The following is an 18146-nucleotide window of genomic DNA, read 5'->3' on the forward strand; positions in this document are numbered from 1 at the left end:
CATAACCACAGGGAAGAGTTTGGCGAAGACTCGGAGTTGTCATCTCGCGCAACGACTTCTCCTTGGGGTTATGGGTCCCGGCCTTTGCCGGGACGACTGTGGGGAGAAATTTTTCAGCATCGATGCGGATTAATACTTCGCGCAAAACTCCTTCATCGCAGTGGCAACCGCCGCCGCAATCACCTGCTGCCGCGCCGGCGAGTTCATCGCCATCTCCTCGTCGCGGTTGATGATTGAGCCGGCCTCCAGCAGGACCGCGGCGCGTCTCGTGCGTGAAAGCACGACGAGCTGGTCGTAGCGATAGACGCCGACATCCTTGTCCAGCAGCTGGTGACGATAGCGACCCATCAGCGGCAGGGTGTACTGGTGCGCGTAAGTCAGGTCCTGCGCCTTCAGCTCCCTGCCGAGAAGGCGGGCGAATGCGAGGCTCGCCGCGTATCGCGGGTTCTGCCGCGAGACGAACAGCGAATGGCCGGAGAAGCGGTCGCTGAAATGGCTTCTTGCGCCTTCGAACTCCCACTCCTCCAGGAATTTGTCCGGCACGGCGTCGTGATGAATCGACAGGAAGAGATCGGCTCGCCAGTCGTTGGCGGCGTTGACGCGCTTGAACAGGCTCGGCCGCGCCCTGCCCTCCGTCACCAGAAGACGCGTCGTGGCAAAGCCGTCCGACTTCAGTTTCTCTGCGATGAGCCTGGCAAGCCGCAAGTTGAACGCGAACTCTGGATCGTTGCGCGCGCTGTCCGCACCGAGCGCTTCGGCGGTGTGGCCAACATCCACGACGATGCGGAATCTGGCCGGCGCGCACTGTTCGGGCGCGGGCTTGGGATTGGGCCTGGGCTTCGCGCGCACGATCTTCCGCGCCGGCACGGCATGGCTCATCTCGATAGGCGCGAGCATCAGCGGAAGAAGCGAAGCAACGACCGCTGCAATGATGGGCCTCACGGACGGCAGCTCACACCGGCCGCTCCCCCTTCACCGTCACGCGCGTCCCTGACCGCGTGTGCGGCCAGTAGTCCCACATCGCGCGGTGCTGGGTGCAGCGGTTGTCCCAGAAGGCGATGGCGTTCTCGGTCCAGCGGAAGCGGCACTGGAACAGCGGGTTTTCGGCGTGCTGGTAGAGATAGGCGAGCATCGCGTCGCTCTCGTCGCGGGGAATGTCGATGATGTTGCGGGTGAAGCCGCGGTTGACGTAGAGGGCCTTCTTGCCCGTGACGGGGTGCGTGCGCACCACCGGGTGCTCGGCATGCGGATAGCTCGGCTTGTCGGCGACGCCGTAATTGGCGTAGAGCCCGCGATAGATCGGCTCGCCGTCATGCAGCGCAATGAGGCCGTCGAGATAGGCTTTCATGCGTTCCGACAGCGCCTCATAGGCCGCATACATGTTGGCGAACAGCGTGTCGCCGCCGCGCGGCGGGCATTGCTTGATGTAGAGGATCGAGCCCATCGGCGGCTCGAGATCGCAGGACACATCGGAATGCCAGCCCTCGCCATTGGCTCGCGGCGAGTTCGCATCCGCATAGATCTTCATCAGTGCGGGATCTTCGTCCTCATGCGGAGCGGCGGGATGAAAATGCAGCTCGCCGAACTTGCGGCCGAAGGCGAGATGCTGCTTTGGGGTGATATGCTGGTCGCGGAAAAAGATGACGAGGTTTTCGGCCAGCGCGCGATGGACCTCGTCCATCTGCCGGTTGGAGCGCGCATCCTCGGAGACCAGCTTGCCGATGTCGACGCCGGTGATTTCGGCGCCGATGATCGGCGTGAGTTTTTCGACGGCGATGGTTTCATACGGCGCGCCGTCGCCTGCCATGTGGCGATAGCGCGGACCCTGCTTGCCGGCGAGCGAGCTCATGGGTGTTGCTCCCAATCATTGTTGATTGAGGGCATCGTAGCGTGCATCGTTGGAAGCGCAATGCGCGCCGCAATCTCAGCTCGTCGTCCCGGGGCGCACGTAGCGCCCGGGACGACGGCGGTATGTGGTGGGGCGCGAACGGAGTGAAAATTACTCCGCCGCGGTCTCCGGCACCTTGGCGCCCTGGCCGTAACGTTGGTCGATGTAGTCGATCACCAGCGCCTTGAAGTCGGCGGCGATGCCGGGGCCGCGCAGGGTGCGGAACTTCTTGCCGTCGACGAAGACGGGGGCGGCGGGCGCCTCGCCGGTGCCGGGCAAGGAGATGCCGATATTGGCGTGCTTGGATTCGCCGGGGCCGTTGACGATGCAGCCCATGACCGCGACGTTGAGCTCTTCGACGCCGGGATATTTCGTCTTCCAGGTCGGCATCTCGTCGCGGATGAAATCCTGGATCGAGCGTGCCAGTTCCTGGAACGTGGTCGAGGTGGTGCGGCCGCAGCCCGGGCAGGCCGCAACCAGCGGCACGAAGGTGCGGAAGCCCATGGTCTGCAAGAGCTCCTGCGCAACCTGCACCTCGCGGGTGCGGTCGCCGCCGGGCTCCGGCGTCAGCGAGATGCGGATGGTGTCGCCGATGCCCTGCTGCAGCAGGATGCCGAGCGCGGCGGACGAGGCGACGATGCCCTTGGTGCCCATGCCGGCCTCGGTGAGGCCGAGATGGATGGCATAGTCGGAACGGCTCGCCAGGACCTCATAGACCGCGATCAGATCCTGCACCGCCGAAACCTTGGCCGACAGGATGATGCGGTTCTTGGGCATGCCGAGCTCTTCGGCGCGCGCCGCCGAGAGCAGCGCGGACTGCACCATGGCTTCGCGCATCACGGCGCGGGCATCGCGCGGATTGGCCGAGGCCGCGTTCTCATCCATCAGCTTGGACAAGAGCTCCTGGTCGAGCGAGCCCCAATTGGCGCCGATGCGCACCGGCTTGTCGTGCTTGTTGGCGATCTCGATGATGTCGGCGAACTGGGTGTCGCGCTTGTCCTTGAAGCCGACATTGCCGGGATTGATGCGGTACTTGTCGAGCGCTTCCGCGCAGGCCGGATAGTCGGCGAGCAGCTTGTGGCCGATATAGTGGAAGTCGCCGATCAGCGGCGTGGTGATGCCGCGCTTGCGCAGGCCGTCACGGATGTGCGGAACGGCGGCGGCGGCCTCGTCGCGGTCCACGGTGATGCGGACCATCTCGGAACCGGCACGCGCGAGCGCTGCGACCTGGGCGATGGTGCCGTCGATATCGGCCGTGTCGGTGTTGGTCATCGACTGCACGACGATCGGCGCGCCGCCGCCGACGGCGACGTCGCCGACCTTGACCTGGGTGGTGTTGTGGCGCGGCGCGGGCCCCGCGATGTCGGAATCGATGGTGTTTTCGGGCTTGTTCATGAGGTCCAAATATCAGGTTTTGGTGACATTCAGCAATGCATCGCGCGGGGCGGCAGCGTCTTGGCTAGGACGGTTAACCAGAAAAAGCCCAGCAATTACAAGGATTGCGGCCGCCCCGAACGTGAGGCTGAGGGTGTCATGCAGGATGAAATAGCTAGCGACGACGCCAAACAAAGGGGTGATGAAGGTAAAAGCCGACAATTTGCTGGCCGAATAGGCCTTCACCAGCGCGAACCAAAGCGTGAACGTGGTTCCGACCACCCAGACCGCCTGGAACACCATCAGCGTGATTGAGAGCGGGCTCGGGGTATGGGGAATGGTCTCGCCCAGGAGGTACGCGGCCAGGCCCAGAATCGGGATCGACATCGCGACCTGGTAACCAATGGCCTTTTCCGGCGGGGCGAAGCGCAGCCGTGTCGACTTGGCGACCAACGTGGTCGCCGCCCACAGCGCGGCGCCGCCGACGATCATGAGGTCGCCGAGCAGAACCTGTGAATCCACGTTGGGCTGCGGCACGCCGATCGCAAGCGCCACGCCGGCAAAGCTGACGGCAAGCCCGAGCCATTGCGTGCCGCTGAGCCGCTCGCCCAGCACCTGGTAGGAGCCGAGCGCAACGAAGAACGGCGCGGTGTAGAGGAACACGACCGCGCGCGAGGCCGGGGTGAAGTGCAGGCCTTCATAAATCAGCACGAACTCGACACCGAACATCAGCCCGGCGATGAGACCAGCGGCAAGCGTGCCGTCGCGCTCGAAGAATTTTGCGCCGCGCAAGGTGCCGATGATGAACACCACCGGCAGCGCGCCGATCGAGCGGATGGTCGCCTGCAGCACCGGCGGGATATCCGGGATGACCAGCTTCACCGCGATCTGGTTAAAACCCCAGGTCAGGCACAGCATGAGCATCAGGGCGATGGCGCCGGCGCTCAGGGGGCGGCCAGCGGGCGGGCTTGTTGGTTCTATCGACATGTCTTCCCGGGACCGGCTTTGCGCCGTTGTTATCAAGAAGCTTTCTGACAATGGGTGCAGGTGCCTGTGATCTCGACCACAGACAGTTTGGGGGCAAAACCCGAGGCGCGTGCCGCGGCATTGAGACCTTGCGCGACGGACGCAGCCGGAATCTCGCCGACGAGGCCGCAGCGCTCACAGATCAGGAACGCAACCGCCGAGACCGCGTCGTGGTCGTGGGCGCAGGCGAGATAGGCGTTGCGGCTCTCGATCCGGTGCACGAGGCTATTGGCCATCAGGAACTCGAGCGCGCGATAGACCGTGATCGGCGCCGGCCGCGGCATCGATTTGGCTAGCTCGTCGATCACCTCATAGGCCCCGAGCGGACGGTGGCTCGAGAGCAGCGCCTTGAGCACCTCGCGGCGGATCGGCGTGAATTTCTGCGCGCGCTGCTCGCAAACGGCTTCCGCATGCATCAAGGCATCCGCGGTGCAGCGGCCGTGATCGTGGTCAGGCGCGGGAAAGGCGGGTTTGACGAGGCTCATCGCGGAGGCTTTTAGCATTTCCGGACCGGGAACCCAAAGAGCGCCGCTTCGAACGGCTGACAGCCATGCTTTTCCGGCGGAGCAGCGCCGCGTTAACTTGCCATGAAATAATCATAAGCTTGCTTATTATATGCCAAGCTTATTGGAGACCAAGCATATGAGCCGCACGTCGGTCGATCAGAACTTCCTGTTCACGCTCGGCGAGCTCTATCGCCTGCTGCGGGTCTATGCCGACAAGGAGGCATCCCGCTACGGCATCACCCGCGCGCAATGGGCGGTGCTGGCCAAGGTCGAGCGCAGCGAGGGCATGAAGCAGTCCGAGCTCGCCGAGCTCCTGGAGATGCAGCCGATCACCCTGACGCGGCTGATCGACAAGCTCTGCGACAGCGACTGGATCGAGCGCCGCAGCGACGCCTCCGACCGCCGCGTCAAGCGCCTCTATCTGAAGAAGGCCGGCCGCGCGCTTCTCGGCAGGATGAGCGGCCTGAAGTCCGAGCTCACGGCCAACGCGCTCGACGGCATCAACCCGGCGGACGCCCATCGTCTGCTCACCCAACTCGAAACAATCAAGGAAAACGTGCGTCACGCCATCCAGACCAGCGGAGCGGAACAAGCACGCAAGGAGCAGCGCTATGGCTGATCAGGTCCTGAAATTCGCCCCCGAACAGAAGGGCAACAGCGGCAAGCCCACCAAGAAGCTGGCGGCCGAGCCGCGTCGCCGGCTGCTGGCCGGCCTGCGCCGCTATCGCCGCTTCCTCCTGATGGTGGTGTTACCCGCGGCGGCCGCGATCGGCGGCGTCACCTTCTATCTGCATGGCGGCCGCTATGTCGGCACCGACGATGCCTATGTCGGCGCGCAGAAAGTTCTGGTGACGCCCGACATCTCCGGCAAGATCGACAAGGTCGTCGTCAGGGAAGGCCAGCTCGTCAAGCAAGGCGACGAGCTGTTCGAGATCGATCCGGTCCCGTTCCGTCTCGCGGTGGAGGAGGCCAAGGCGCAGCTGGCGCAGGCCAAGACCACCTACGACAACCTCGTCGCCAACGTCAAAATCTACGGCCAGATGCTCGATCTCGCCCAGCAGGGCATCGACCTGAAGCAGCGCGACGTCGAGCGCAAGCAGGCGCTGGTGAAGAACAATTATGGCTCGCAGCTCGATCTGGACAACGCGTCGAACGCGATGGTCACGGCCGGCGCGCAGGCGCAGTTCGTCAAGCAGCAGCTCTCCAATGCGAAGACGCAGCTGCTCGGCAATCCCGACCTGCCGCTGGAGGAGTTCCCGCCCTATGTGCAGGCCAAGGCCAAGCTGGATGACGCCCAGCGCAATCTCGACCATGCCGTGCTGCGCGCCCCGATGAGCGGCGTGGCGACGCAGGTCGACCAGATCCAGCTCGGCCGCTTCGTCGCCGCCGGCACGCCGGTGTTCTCCATCGTCGACATCGCGCACCCCTGGGTCGACGCCAATCCGAAGGAGAGCGACCTCACCTATGTCGCGGTCGGGCAATCGGTCACGCTCGAGGTCGATGCGTTCCCCAACCATGTGTTCAAGGGCAAGATCGGCTCGCTGTCGCCGGGTACCGGCGCGCAGTTCGCGATCCTGCCGCCGCAGAACGCCACCGGCAATTTCGTCAAGGTCGTGCAGCGCGTGCCGGTGCGGATCTATTTCGACGAGAACGACAAGTTCGTGAAGAAGCTGAAGGCCGGCATGAGCGTCTATGCGACCATCGACACCGGCCACCAGCGCTCGCTCGCCGGCCTGCTCGGCCTGTCGGCGACCGCCAACCAGGACAAGGAAGACTGACCTCCATGTCCGGTCCGGCCAACACAGCGATGGTCCCCGGCCTGCGCCGGAACATGGTGACGATCTGCGCCATGACCGCGACCATCATGCAGGCGCTGGACACGACGATCGCCAACGTCGCTTTGCCCTACATGCAGGGCACGCTGTCTGCTTCCCAGGACCAGATCAACTGGGTCCTGACCTCCTACATCGTCGCCGCCGCGATCATGACCGCACCGGTGGGCTGGATCGCCAACCGCTACGGCCGCAAGCGCATCTTCATCATCTGCTCGGCCGGCTTCACCCTCGCCTCCGTGCTGTGCGGGCTCGCGCAGGACATCAACCAGATGGTGCTGTTCCGCCTGCTCCAGGGCGTGTTCGGCGCCGCGCTGGTGCCGCTGTCGCAGGCCGTGATGCTGGATTCCTACACGCTCCAGGAACGCGCCAAGGCGATGTCGATCTGGGGCATGGGCGTGATGATGGGCCCGATCATGGGCCCCTCGTTAGGGGCTTGGCTGACCGAGACCTATTCTTGGCACTGGGTGTTCTTCGTCAATCTGCCGTTCGGTGTGATCACCGTGCTCGGCCTGATGGTCTTCATGGATGAAACCAAGAAGGACCTCAGCCTCAAATTCGACTGGCTCGGCTTCACCGCGCTCGCCATCGCGATCGGCTCGCTTCAGCTCGCGCTCGACCGCGGCGAGCAACTCGGCTGGCTGGAATCCAACGAGATCATCGCCGAATTCATCGTCTCGGCCGTCGCCTTCTACTACTTCCTCGCACACTCCTTCACGACCTCGACGCCGTTCATCCGCTTTGCCCTCTTCAAGGATCGCAATTTCGTCACCGGCTGCGTCTTCATGATCGTGATGGGCCTTGTGCTGTTCTCGACCATGGCGCTGGCCTCGCCCTACATGCAGAACGTGATCGGTTATCCCATCATCACTGCCGGCCTGCTGCTCGCAAGCCGCGGCTTCGGCACCTTCTTCGCCATGATGCTGGTCGGCCGCATGATGCGCTATTTCGAGGCGCGCACCCTGATCATCGCAGGACTGACACTGACCGCAGGCTCGCTGTACCAGATGACCGGCTGGACCGACCTGACCCAGGCGCCGGAAATCGTGACCGTCAGCATCATCCAGGGCTTCGGCTTCGGCCTGGTGTTCGTGCCGCTGTCAACCGTCTCGTTCCTGACGCTGCCCAACAACTTGCGCACCGACGGCACCGCGATGCTGACGTTGATGCGCAACGTCGCCAGCTCGGTCGGCATTTCCGTCGTCATCGCCGAGCTGACGCAGGGCTCGCGCAAGACCTATGCGATCCTCTCCGAGCACATCAACCCGTTCAACCACGCGCTGCAGATGCCCGACGTGCGCGGCATGATCAATCTGTCCACCGACGCCGGCCGCGCTATGGCCGATCGGCTCGTGGCCGTACAGGCGCAGATCATCGCGTTCGCGCACGACTACCAGCTCGTGATGATCTTCATCCTCTGCACCATCCCGCTGGCCCTGATGATCGGCTCGACCAAGGCCGCGCTGCGCAAGCAGGCGGCGGGGCCGGAGCAAGCGGTGATGGAGTAAGAGCTCACTCTCGTGCCCCGGACGCAGCGCGGCACGATAGTGATGCGCTGCTGAGCCGGGGCCCACACCTCGGCAAGATGGGTCCCGGTTCAGCGGCGCATCGCCATAGCGCGTCGGAGACGCGCGTAACCGCGCTTGAGGCGCTGCACCGCGCCCGGGACACGAGGCCTCACTCCAAAAACTCCTCGCAGCCGAGGTCATCGACCGCCATCAGCACCCGCTGGAGGTTATTCCACCAGATCACCGGCGGGATGTTGACGCTCCATTGCCAGACCGCGCTGGTGATCTGCCAGAGCACCGACAGGCGATAGTCGCGATGAAGCGCATCGCGGCTGTAGTCAGCCACGCCATGCGCAATCAGCGTATCGTAATAGGTGTCCAGCAGCGGTCGTTCGAGCACTTGACGGGTCTCGGGATACCATTGCAACGCCATCATATAGGCAAGGTCGCTGGTCGGCGCGCTGATGCGCCACTGGTCGAAGTCGAAGATGCGCACGGTGTCCGTCACCGCGGCGCGCGGCAGCAGGAAATTCCAAGTATGGGCGTCGCCGTGGACGATGGTGACATTGCGGCGCGAATGGTAGCGCTGGAACAGCCGGCCCGACTGCTCGATGAAGCGGCGGTAGAGCAGTCGCCGCTCCTCGCTGAGGCGATCGCCGAGCAGATCGGCAAAGCGGTCGTAGTGGCCAGCGAAGGTTTCCATCAGCCTCGCGGTGTCGTCGGTGCTCATCCAGGTGCCGACGGTTTCGCCGAGGCGGCCGTGGTCCCACCACACCGCATGCATGCGTGCCAGTGAAGTGACGATCGCGGTCGCATGATCGCGCGAGGGCGGCAGCGGCCAGGCGGTTGCAATCTCGTGGCTGTCGGTCAGGTCTTCAAGCAGGAGATGCCAGGCAAAACTCTCTTCGTCGAAATTCCCGTCGAAGCAGCGCGGCACGAGCTGCGCCGGCATCGAGGGTGCGAGCTTGGTATAGAACGCCACCTCCTGCCGACCCGCGTTCGGCACGTTCTTGCCAAACTCCGCATGGGCCGTCTTGAGGATCAGGGACTGCGGCGCGCCATTGGATTCACCGACATAGCGCAGGCCGAGGCGCGTGATGTGCGACAGGATCGTGTCACGCGACGACAGCACCTTGACCTCGCGCACTGCGCCGCGGTCCAGCGCGCCGGCCTTGCGCAGCGCGCCGGTGAGATAGGTAGCATCCGTCACGGCCGGCAGTTGCGAATCTGTCATCATGTGCGCCCGGGGTGTCGTGCCATTCTGCACAATCACCCCACTGGGCGCCAGCCGTCGCGGCGAGGATCGGTTACGCCGCCGCGGTCGATTCGCGCACCGTGCGGACAACGACTGCGCGCAGCGATTCCAGGTTCGCCGACATTCCGGTGATCGCCTGCCTGACCTCGGCGGCCTGCGCGTTCACGGCATTGGCGTCGCGGCTGACATTACCGATCTTGGCCGAGACTTCCCTGGCAGCCGAGGCCGATTCGGAAATCGACCGCGCGATCTCCCTCGTCGCCGCATCCTGCTCTTCCATGGCAGCTGCAACCGACGTCGCCACGCCGTCGATCTCCACGATGTGACCACCCATCGTCTCGACGGCATCGACCGCGGCCTGCGTCGAGGCCTGGATCTCGGCGATCAGGCGGGCGATCTCCTCGGTGGATTTGGCGGTCTGGTCGGACAGCGATTTCACCTCGGCCGCCACCACCGCGAAACCGCGGCCGGCTTCCCCCGCGCGTGCCGCTTCGATCGTGGCGTTGAGCGCCAGGAGGTTGGTCTGGCCGGCGATGCCGCCGATCAGGTCGGAGACCTCCGCGATCTTCCTCACCGAGCCGGCAAGCGCCTGAATGGTCGAACGCGCCTGCTCGCGCCCGGCGACCGCCGATCTGGTGACCGTGCTCGTGCGCGCGACCTGGGTCGCGATCTCCCGGATCGAGGCGCTCAGCTCCTCGGCCGCGGCAGAAACCGTCTGCGAATTGCTCAGCGCCTGCGTCGAGGCCGAGGCAACCGCCTGCGACTCCGAGGACAGCGAACGGGCGATCTCCGACAGGCTCGAGGCGGCCTGCTCGACGCCATGCGTCGCCGCGGTGGCCGTGTCGACGGAACGGCCGGTCTCGCGCTCGACCGTCTCGGCCATCCGGTGGAGGGCGCCGCGCTTGGTCCGTGCTGCCTCCTGCTCGGTGCGCAGCTGCTCCTCGCGCAGGCGGCCATTGTCCATCGCCGCCTGCTTGAACACCAGCAGCGCGCCGGCCATCGAGCCGACCTCGTCCTGGCGGTGCGTGAAGGGTACGTCGGCGGCGAGGTCGCCGGTTGCGAGCTTCTGCATCGCTTCGGTCATGCGCACGATCGGACGCACCACCCCGAAGGCGACGCCGGCAAGGCCGGCGGCGATGAGAGCCAGCACGGCGGCCGAGACGCTCCAGAGAATATAGGTGATCGAGCTGTCGCGGTCGGCGGCCAGTTTCTCCATGTCGGCGTTCTGCTTGTTGGCGCTCTCGACGATGCTGTCGATGACGGCACGATGCGCGGTATAGGCGTCCTTGAGCTGGGCGTAGGCGCGCTCGGCGACGGCCATGTCCTTGCCCTTGAGGGCCGGCAGAAGCTGATCGGACACGAGCTTCCAGAATTTCTGCACCTCGGCGTCGGATTTCACGACGAGCGCGGTCTTCAGATCCGAGCCGAGGCTCGAACCGCTCCAGAAGGTCTTGCGGTCGTCATAATCCTTGCGGAGCTGGACCAGGCGCTCGGCATGGGCGGCCACCTGATCCGGCTCGCGCATGGCAAGGGTCGCCTCGAGATAGGCTTCGATGACGTATTCCGGCGGCGGCAGGATGTCCGCGATCAGATCATTGCCGAGCTTGATCTCGGAGTAGAGCGGGCCTCCGACCTTGAGCTCGCGCAGTGCATAGAGGCTGGTGGAGACGACGGCCGTGAAGCCGATGGCGAGAACAATACCGAACGCAATGATCGCGGAAGACAGCGACAAACGAATTTTCATGGAACATTCCAGGGGCGCGCACCAAATCGGCGGCGATCCTAGACCGTGGCGGTAAACGCCAGATTGCCTCGCGCAAAAATTGCATCGCGAGACCTCCGAAGAACTACGGAAAAAAACGAACCGCGGCTAACCGGCTTCTCACACAGCGCATGATCCGTATCGCAAATCACAGCGCGCGCGCAAAAAAACAAGGCGGCGCACCGGGATCATCAATCCCGACGCGCCGGTCCTGGCTCGCGAGTCTCACACGTCGAAGAACACCGTCTCCTCGTCGCCCTGGAGCCGCAGGTCGAGGCGATAGACTGGCTTGGCCGCATCGCGCGTTGCGATCAGCGTCGCGCGGCGGTCGGCTGGCACCAGCGCCAGCACGGGATCGGAGGCAAGGCCCGCATCGTCGCTGAAATAGATACGGGTGTAGAGATGCCGGAGCATGCCGCGCGCGAATACCGCGACCAGGAGATGCGGCGCCTGCGGCTTGCCGTCGGGATCCGGCACCACGCCGGGCTTGATGGTGTCGAAGGAATAGTTGCCCTCCTTGTCGGTGCCGCAGCGGGCAAAGCCGCGGAAGCTGGCGTTCGGCAGCGCGCGCTTGTCCTGCGGATCGGCGTAGCGTCCCTGCGCATCCGCCTGCCAGATCTCCAGCATGCAATCCGGAATGGCGACACCGTCGCCGTCGAACACCTTGCCCTCGATGCGGAGGCGGTCGCCCGTGACGTCAGGCGTGAGCGTCGAGTTGGTGAAGGCGTCGTTCCACTCATACTCGCCTGTCGGCGTCAGGCCGTATTTGAAGAACGGACCGACGGTTTGCGATGGCGTGATCCCGTTGGGCTTCACAGAATCCTGCACTTAAGTGTTCTCCATTGGCGTGGCGTTCTGGCCGCGCAGCACGATATTGAAGCGATAGCACAGCGCCCATTCGGGCTGGGTGTTCTCGAGATCGAACGACGAGACCATCCGCCCGCGCGCCTTCTCGTCCGGCACCGCGTTGAAGATCGGATCGAACGGGAACAGCGGATCGCCGGGGAAATACATCTGCGTCACCAGGCGCGTGACGAAGGAATGGCCGAACACCGAGAGGTGGATGTGCGCGGGCCGCCAGGCATTATGATGATTGCCCCAGGGGTAAGCGCCCGGCTTGATGGTGACGAAGCGGTAGTAGCCCGACGCATCGCTCTGGGTGCGGCCGGCGCCCGTGAAGTTCGGATCGAGCGGCGCAGGATGCTGGTCGCGCACATGCACGTAGCGGCCGCAGGCATTGGCCTGCCAGATCTCGACCAGCGAATTCGGAACGCCGCGGCCGTCCTCGTCGAGCACGTGGCCGTGCACGATGATCCGCTCGCCGAGCGGCTCGCCCTTGTGCATGCGGGTGAGATCATTGTCGCCTTCGCGCACGGTCTCGTGGCCGTAGACCGGGCCGGTCAGCTCCGACAGCGTGTGGCGCATCGGGATCAGGGGCTTGTGCGGCGCCCGCTTGATCGAGCTCTTGTAGTCGGGCGACAGCGGCAAGGGATGCGCCTTGTTGCTGTCGACGGGATAGATGAATGTCATGGCCAAACTCCTGGCGAACTCCTCCCCGGCCATTTTGGTCCGGCCGGTCAACGCTTCCGCCAATCATTATAGTATATAACTAATTGGGGGAAGCGGGTTTAGCGGCCTCCTGCGCCCGGCACCCGACATATGGACGCACTATTTGATCGGCGGACGCGGCAGCACGGCCTCGCCGGCCTCGAGCCGGTAGGTGTGGTCGAGCGAATACCAGGGCGTCGCAACCTCGCGCTCGGTCGGATGCGGCGTATCGTGGCGCAGGAACTTGCCGATCAGCGCCTGCGTCACGCCGAACTGCACGTCGCTGTCGATGTAGGGATCAGCGGGGTCGTAGACCTGCGAGATCAGCACCTTGAATCCGGACTTGAGGATCAGCGCGTGCAGATGCGCGGGACGATAGGGATGCCGGCTCTGCGCCTTGAGGAGGCGGCCAACCACGCCGTTGGTCGGAATGGGATAGCCAACCATCATCACCGAGCGGAAGGAGAAGCGTCCGTCCCGGTCGGTCGTGAACTTGCCGCGCAGGTTCATGTCCGCCTGCTCGGGATCCTGGTTCTCATAGAGACCGACGGGCGAAGCGTGCCAGACATCGACCTCAGCGCCGGCGACGGGACGGCCGTCTTTATCGACGACGCGGGCGCTGACGAACAGCGGCGCACCCGGCGTCTCGGAGCGGACGATCGATCCGCCATTCTCGACCCGCGGCGAGTTCAATCGCCAGAACGGCCCGAGCAGCGACTGGTCGGTTTCCGTATTGCCCTGATCGCCATTGTTGAGCAGGCACACCAGCGGGGAGACGCCGAGCGAGCCGGCCATCAGCACGACTTCATTATGCGTGTCGGTCGTCAGCTTGCCGAGCTCGGCCACGATCGCCGTGGCATCGCGGAATTCCGCCTCGGTCAGGCGGACATCGCGGACGAAGGCATGCAGGTGCTTGACCAGGGAAACCATGATCTGGCGAAGCCGCGGATCGGATGTCCGCTCCATCACCGCCAGTGCCGCGGCCGTAACGTCCTGCTCACGCTCGATGATCATGGGCGGTCCTCTCCCCCGTCATTCCGGGGCGATGCGAAGCATCGAACCCGGAATCTCGAGATCCCGGATGCTGCCCTCGCGGGCGGCTCCGGGATGACGGGCCACGCGGTGGCCCGTCAGTTCAGCTTCTCGATCGCGACCGCGACGCCCTGGCCGACGCCGACGCACATGGTGGCGAGCGCTAGCTTGCCGCCACGCTTCTCCATGCCGTGGACGGCGGTGAGCACAAGACGCGCGCCGCTCATCCCGAGGGGATGGCCGAGCGCGATCGCGCCGCCATGCGGATTGACGAAATCGGCATCGTCCTTGACGCCGAGCTGACGCATGCAGGCGATGCCCTGGGAGGCAAACGCTTCGTTCAGCTCGATCAGGTCGAAATCGCTGATCTTCTTGCCCAGCCGCTCCATCAGCTTGCGGGTCGCAGGCACCGGGCCGATGCCCATGATGCGCGGCGGCACACCGGCCGAGGCAAGGCCGAGGATGCGCGCGCGGGGCGTGAGACCATGCTTCTTCACGGCAGCTTCGGACGCGAGGATCATCGCGGCCGCGCCGTCATTGACGCCGGAGGCGTTGCCAGCGGTCACCGTGCCGGGATTGCGCACGATCGGCTTCAGCTTTGCGAGGCCTTCGAGCGTGGTCTCGGGACGCGGATGCTCGTCCTTGTCGACCGTGATGGGGCCGGCCTTGCCGCCGGGAATGGTGATCGGCGTGATCTCCTCGGCGAAATAGCCGGCGGCGATGGCCGCGCCGGCGCGCTGCTGCGAGCGGATGGCGAAGGCGTCCTGGTCGGCGCGCGAGATCTGGAATTCCTCGGCGACGTTTTCGCCGGTCTCCGGCATGGCGTCGACGCCATATTGCGCCTTCAGCAACGGATTGATGAAGCGCCAGCCGATGGTGGTGTCAAAAATTTCGGCCGAGCGCGAGAAGGCTTCCTGCGCCTTGCCCATCACGAAGGGCGCGCGCGTCATGGATTCGACACCGCCGGCGATCGCGAATTCGATCTCGCCGGAGCGGATCGCGCGGCCTGCCGCGCCGACGGCATCGAGGCCGGAGGCGCAGAGGCGGTTCAGAGTCTGGCCGGGAACCGAATCCGGCAGACCTGCGAGCAAGAGCGCCATGCGCGCGACGTTGCGGTTGTCCTCGCCGGCCTGGTTGGCGCAGCCGAAGAACACCTCGTCCACCTGCGACCAGTCGAGCTTGGGGTGCTTGGCCATCAGCGCCTTGATCGGGGCAGCGGCGAGATCGTCGGCGCGCACCTTGGCGAGCGAGCCGCCGAAGCGGCCGATCGGGGTCCGGACGGCATCGCAGATAAACACATCACGCATCGTTGTTCTCCCTGAATGCCGCGGTTCGGCCAAAATTCTTCAATGACGGCGGAGTTTTAGGAGGGCGCCCGCGGCAGGTCAATTGACGGTTTCGCGGGGCCTGCATGGCTCGGCGCATGCTTGCCATGAAACCTCGGCGTCATTCCGGGTTCGCCCTTCGGGCGCCCCGGAATGACGAACGAGGATGCGGCACTCATATCCCGCCCTACGGACAGCGTGGAAAACCCGTCTCCAAGAGCCAAACCGATAGGATGCGCAAACGAAATTTTGTAGGTTGCGCCGCCCATGACACTGCAACAGCCCATCCCCGCGCCAGAACCTGAACCCGCGCCCACGCCGCAGGCGGATGCTTCCGCGCGCGTCACGCCGATGATGGAACAATACCTTGAAATCAAGGCGGCGCATCCGGGCTTGCTTCTGTTCTACCGGATGGGCGATTTCTACGAATTGTTCTTCGAAGACGCCGAGATCGCTTCCAGGACGCTCGGCATCGTGCTGACCAAGCGCGGCAAGCATCAGGGCGCGGATATCCCGATGTGCGGCGTGCCGGTCGAGCGCTCCGAGGACTATCTGCACCGCCTGATCAGCGCCGGCCACCGGGTTGCGGTCTGTGAGCAGACCGAGGATCCCGCCGCGGCGAAAGCGCGCGGCAACAAGAGCGTCGTGCGCCGCGGCGTGGTGCGGCTTGTCACCCCGGGCACGCTGACCGAGGACACGCTGCTCGATGCCCGCGCCAACAATTATCTGCTGGCGATCGCGCGCGCCCGCTCCTCTTCCGGCGGCGACCGCTTCGGCCTCGCCTGGATCGACATCTCGACCGCCGAGTTCATGGTGACGGAATGCGCAGGCGGTGAGCTTGCCGCAACGCTGGCGCGCATCAATCCGAATGAAGCGATCGTCACCGACGCGCTCTACAACGACAGCGAGCTCGGACCCGTCTTGCGCGAGCTGCCGGCGGTGACGCCGCTGACCCGCGACGTCTTCGATGGCGCCACCGCCGAGAAACGCCTGTGCGACTACTTCGCCGTCGCGACCATGGACGGGCTCGCGCAGCTGACGCGGCTGGAAGCCACAGCTGCCGCCGCAGCCGTCACCTATGTCGACCGCACCCAGGTCGGCAAACATCCGCCGCTGTCGCCGCCCGCGCGCGAAGCCTCGGGCGCGACCATGGCGATCGATCCTGCCACCCGCGCCAATCTCGAGTTGACGCGGACGCTCGCCGGCGAACGCCGCGGCTCGCTGCTCGACGCCATCGACTGCACGGTCACTTCGGCGGGCTCGCGCCTGCTGGCACAACGCCTCGCGGCACCGCTCACGGACGCGACCGGTGTCGCGCGCCGCCTCGATGCGGTCAGCGCCTTCGTCGCGGATTCCGCCGCGCGCGAGGACATCCGCAGCATCCTGCGCGGCGCGCCCGACATGTCGCGGGCGCTGGCGCGGCTCTCGGTCGGCCGCGGCGGACCGCGCGATCTCGCCGGGATCCGCGACGGCATTTTGGCCGCGGACCAGGCGCTGGCGCGGCTGTCGGAGCTCGACCAGCCGCCGCAGGAGATCGCCGCGGTGATGGCCGCGATGCAGCGGCCCTCACGTGAGCTCGCGGCGGAGTTTGCGACCGCGCTCGCCGAGCAATTGCCGCTGATCAAGCGCGACGGCGGCTTCGTCCGCGAAGGCTACGAGCCGGCGCTCGATGAAGCGCGGAACCTGCGCGACGCCTCGCGGCTCGTGGTTGCCTCGATGCAGGCGCGCTACGCCGACGCGACCTCCATCAAGGGCCTGAAGATCCGGCACAACAACGTGCTCGGCTATTTCGTCGAGGTGACCGCGCAGCATGGCGACAAGCTGATGTCGGCGCCGCTGAACGCGACCTTCATCCACCGCCAGACGCTGGCCGGGCAGGTGCGCTTCACGACATCCGAGCTAGGGGAGATCGAGGCCAAGATCGCCAATGCAGGCGACCGCGCGCTCGGGCTCGAGCTCGAAATCTTCGAGCGGCTCTGCGCCAAGGCGCTTGAAATCAGCGAGGATCTGCGCGCCGCCGCGCACGGCTTTGCGCTGCTCGATGTCGCGACGTCGCTGGCAAAGCTTGCGGTCGACGAGAACTACGTGCGGCCCGAGGTCGACGGCTCGCTCGGATTTGCGATCGAGGCTGGCCGCCATCCCGTGGTCGAGCAGGCCTTGAAGCGCAACGGCGAGCCGTTCATTGCCAACGCCTGCGATCTGTCGCCGGCGCCAGCGCAGAAATCCGGCCAGCTCTGGCTGCTCACCGGCCCCAACATGGCCGGTAAATCGACCTTCCTGCGCCAGAACGCGCTGATTGCTTTGCTCGCCCAAATCGGCAGCTTCGTGCCGGCGACGCGCGCGCGGATCGGCATCATCGACCGCCTGTTTTCGCGCGTCGGCGCCGCCGACGATCTCGCCCGCGGCCGCTCCACCTTCATGGTCGAGATGGTCGAGACCGCGGCAATCCTGAACCAGGCCGGCGAGCGCTCGCTCGTCATCCTCGACGAGATCGGGCGCGGAACGGCGACCTTCGACGGCCTCTCGATCGCCTGGGCCGCGATCGAGCATCTGCATGAGAGCAATCGCTGCCGCACGCTGTTCGCGACGCACTACCACGAGCTCACCGCGCTCTCGGCCAAGCTGCCGCGGATGTTCAATGCCACCGTGCGGGTGAAGGAGTGGCAGGGCAATGTCGTGTTCCTGCACGAGGTGCTGCCGGGCTCGGCCGATCGCTCCTACGGCATCCAGGTCGCGAAACTCGCCGGCCTGCCGCCGGCCGTGATCACGCGCGCCAAATCCGTGCTGGCGAAACTCGAAGCACAAGACCGCGGCCAGACCGCGCGTGCGCTGGTCGACGACCTGCCGCTGTTCGCGGTGCCCTCACGCGCCGCAGCGGAAGCCACCCCGCCGAGCGAGGCCGATCTGCTGATGGAAACGATAAGGGCGCTGCACCCCGACGAAATGACGCCCCGTGAGGCACTGGATGCGCTCTATGCGCTGAAGGCCAAGCTGCCGAAGCAGTGACGGTGCCGTAGGGTGGGTTAGCGCAGCGTAACCCACCTCTTCTCTCGCGGCGACGAACGTGGTGGGTTACGCCTTCGGCTAACC

At 65.3% G+C, this 18146-nt stretch carries 15 protein-coding genes; 4 read left to right on the forward strand and 11 right to left on the reverse strand.

All coding sequences use genetic code 11. From position 1 onward, the window contains the following. Positions 1-129: 129 nt before the first annotated feature. From NLM33_RS28580 to NLM33_RS28600, 5 genes are all read right to left on the reverse strand, one after another. Positions 130-897: an N-acetylmuramoyl-L-alanine amidase gene (locus tag NLM33_RS28580; protein WP_371930142.1), complete on the reverse strand. Its 768-nt coding sequence runs from the start codon at positions 895-897 to the stop codon at positions 130-132. A 55-nt stretch (positions 898-952) separates the two neighbouring features. Continuing rightward, a complete protein-coding gene (locus tag NLM33_RS28585; protein WP_254101064.1) occupies positions 953-1849 on the reverse strand; it encodes a TauD/TfdA family dioxygenase in 897 nt (298 codons plus the stop codon). Positions 1850-1999: 150 nt separating this feature from the next. After that, positions 2000-3283, reverse strand: a complete 1284-nt coding sequence (gene ispG, locus NLM33_RS28590) for a flavodoxin-dependent (E)-4-hydroxy-3-methylbut-2-enyl-diphosphate synthase (RefSeq protein WP_254101066.1) — start codon at positions 3281-3283, stop codon at positions 2000-2002. A gap of 12 nt (positions 3284-3295) precedes the next feature. Then, positions 3296-4249, reverse strand: a complete 954-nt coding sequence (locus NLM33_RS28595) for a DMT family transporter (protein WP_371929996.1) — start codon at positions 4247-4249, stop codon at positions 3296-3298. 32 nt (positions 4250-4281) lie between these two features. Next, entirely contained in the window at positions 4282-4773 is a 492-nt protein-coding gene (locus tag NLM33_RS28600) for a Fur family transcriptional regulator (RefSeq protein ID WP_254101068.1), read from the reverse strand. 157 nt (positions 4774-4930) lie between these two features. Here NLM33_RS28600 and NLM33_RS28605 point away from each other — a divergent pair, with 157 nt between their 5' ends. From NLM33_RS28605 to NLM33_RS28615, 3 genes are read left to right on the forward strand one after another with little or no spacing between them, the layout of a single operon-like run. Next, positions 4931-5413, forward strand: a complete 483-nt coding sequence (locus NLM33_RS28605; RefSeq protein ID WP_254101070.1) for a MarR family winged helix-turn-helix transcriptional regulator — start codon at positions 4931-4933, stop codon at positions 5411-5413. Then, positions 5406-6572 carry an HlyD family secretion protein gene (locus NLM33_RS28610; RefSeq protein ID WP_254101072.1) on the forward strand — a complete coding sequence of 389 codons (1167 nt, stop codon included), beginning with the start codon at positions 5406-5408 and terminating at the stop codon, positions 6570-6572. Before NLM33_RS28605 ends, NLM33_RS28610 begins: the two co-directional genes overlap by 8 nt. Before the next feature lie 5 nt (positions 6573-6577). Next, a complete protein-coding gene (locus NLM33_RS28615) occupies positions 6578-8134 on the forward strand; it encodes an MDR family MFS transporter (protein WP_254101074.1) in 1557 nt (518 codons plus the stop codon). Between the two features lie 169 nt (positions 8135-8303). Here the strand turns inward: NLM33_RS28615 and NLM33_RS28620 are convergent, their stop codons facing one another. The 6 genes from NLM33_RS28620 to pcaF form a co-directional block, all read right to left on the reverse strand. After that, the gene (locus NLM33_RS28620; protein ID WP_254101076.1) at positions 8304-9368 is read right to left on the reverse strand and encodes an ecdysteroid 22-kinase family protein; all 1065 of its coding nucleotides are present in this window, start codon (positions 9366-9368) and stop codon (positions 8304-8306) included. A gap of 73 nt (positions 9369-9441) precedes the next feature. Beyond that, the gene (locus tag NLM33_RS28625) at positions 9442-11133 is read right to left on the reverse strand and encodes a methyl-accepting chemotaxis protein (RefSeq protein ID WP_254101078.1); all 1692 of its coding nucleotides are present in this window, start codon (positions 11131-11133) and stop codon (positions 9442-9444) included. 243 nt (positions 11134-11376) lie between these two features. Then, entirely contained in the window at positions 11377-11979 is a 603-nt protein-coding gene (gene pcaG, locus NLM33_RS28630; protein ID WP_254101080.1) for a protocatechuate 3,4-dioxygenase subunit alpha, read from the reverse strand. Continuing rightward, entirely contained in the window at positions 11980-12681 is a 702-nt protein-coding gene (gene pcaH / locus NLM33_RS28635) for a protocatechuate 3,4-dioxygenase subunit beta (protein WP_254101082.1), read from the reverse strand. 138 nt (positions 12682-12819) lie between these two features. After that, the gene (locus tag NLM33_RS28640; protein ID WP_254101084.1) at positions 12820-13713 is read right to left on the reverse strand and encodes a dioxygenase; all 894 of its coding nucleotides are present in this window, start codon (positions 13711-13713) and stop codon (positions 12820-12822) included. A gap of 116 nt (positions 13714-13829) precedes the next feature. Beyond that, entirely contained in the window at positions 13830-15038 is a 1209-nt protein-coding gene (gene pcaF / locus NLM33_RS28645; protein WP_254101086.1) for a 3-oxoadipyl-CoA thiolase, read from the reverse strand. Between the two features lie 285 nt (positions 15039-15323). Between pcaF and mutS the strand changes: the two genes are divergently transcribed. Continuing rightward, on the forward strand, positions 15324-18062 hold the full coding sequence (gene mutS, locus NLM33_RS28650; protein ID WP_254101088.1) for a DNA mismatch repair protein MutS: 2739 nt from the start codon (positions 15324-15326) through the stop codon (positions 18060-18062). Positions 18063-18146 lie beyond the last annotated feature (84 nt).

It is taken from the genome of Bradyrhizobium sp. CCGUVB1N3 (genome assembly GCF_024199925.1).
Lineage (GTDB): Bacteria > Pseudomonadota > Alphaproteobacteria > Rhizobiales > Xanthobacteraceae > Bradyrhizobium.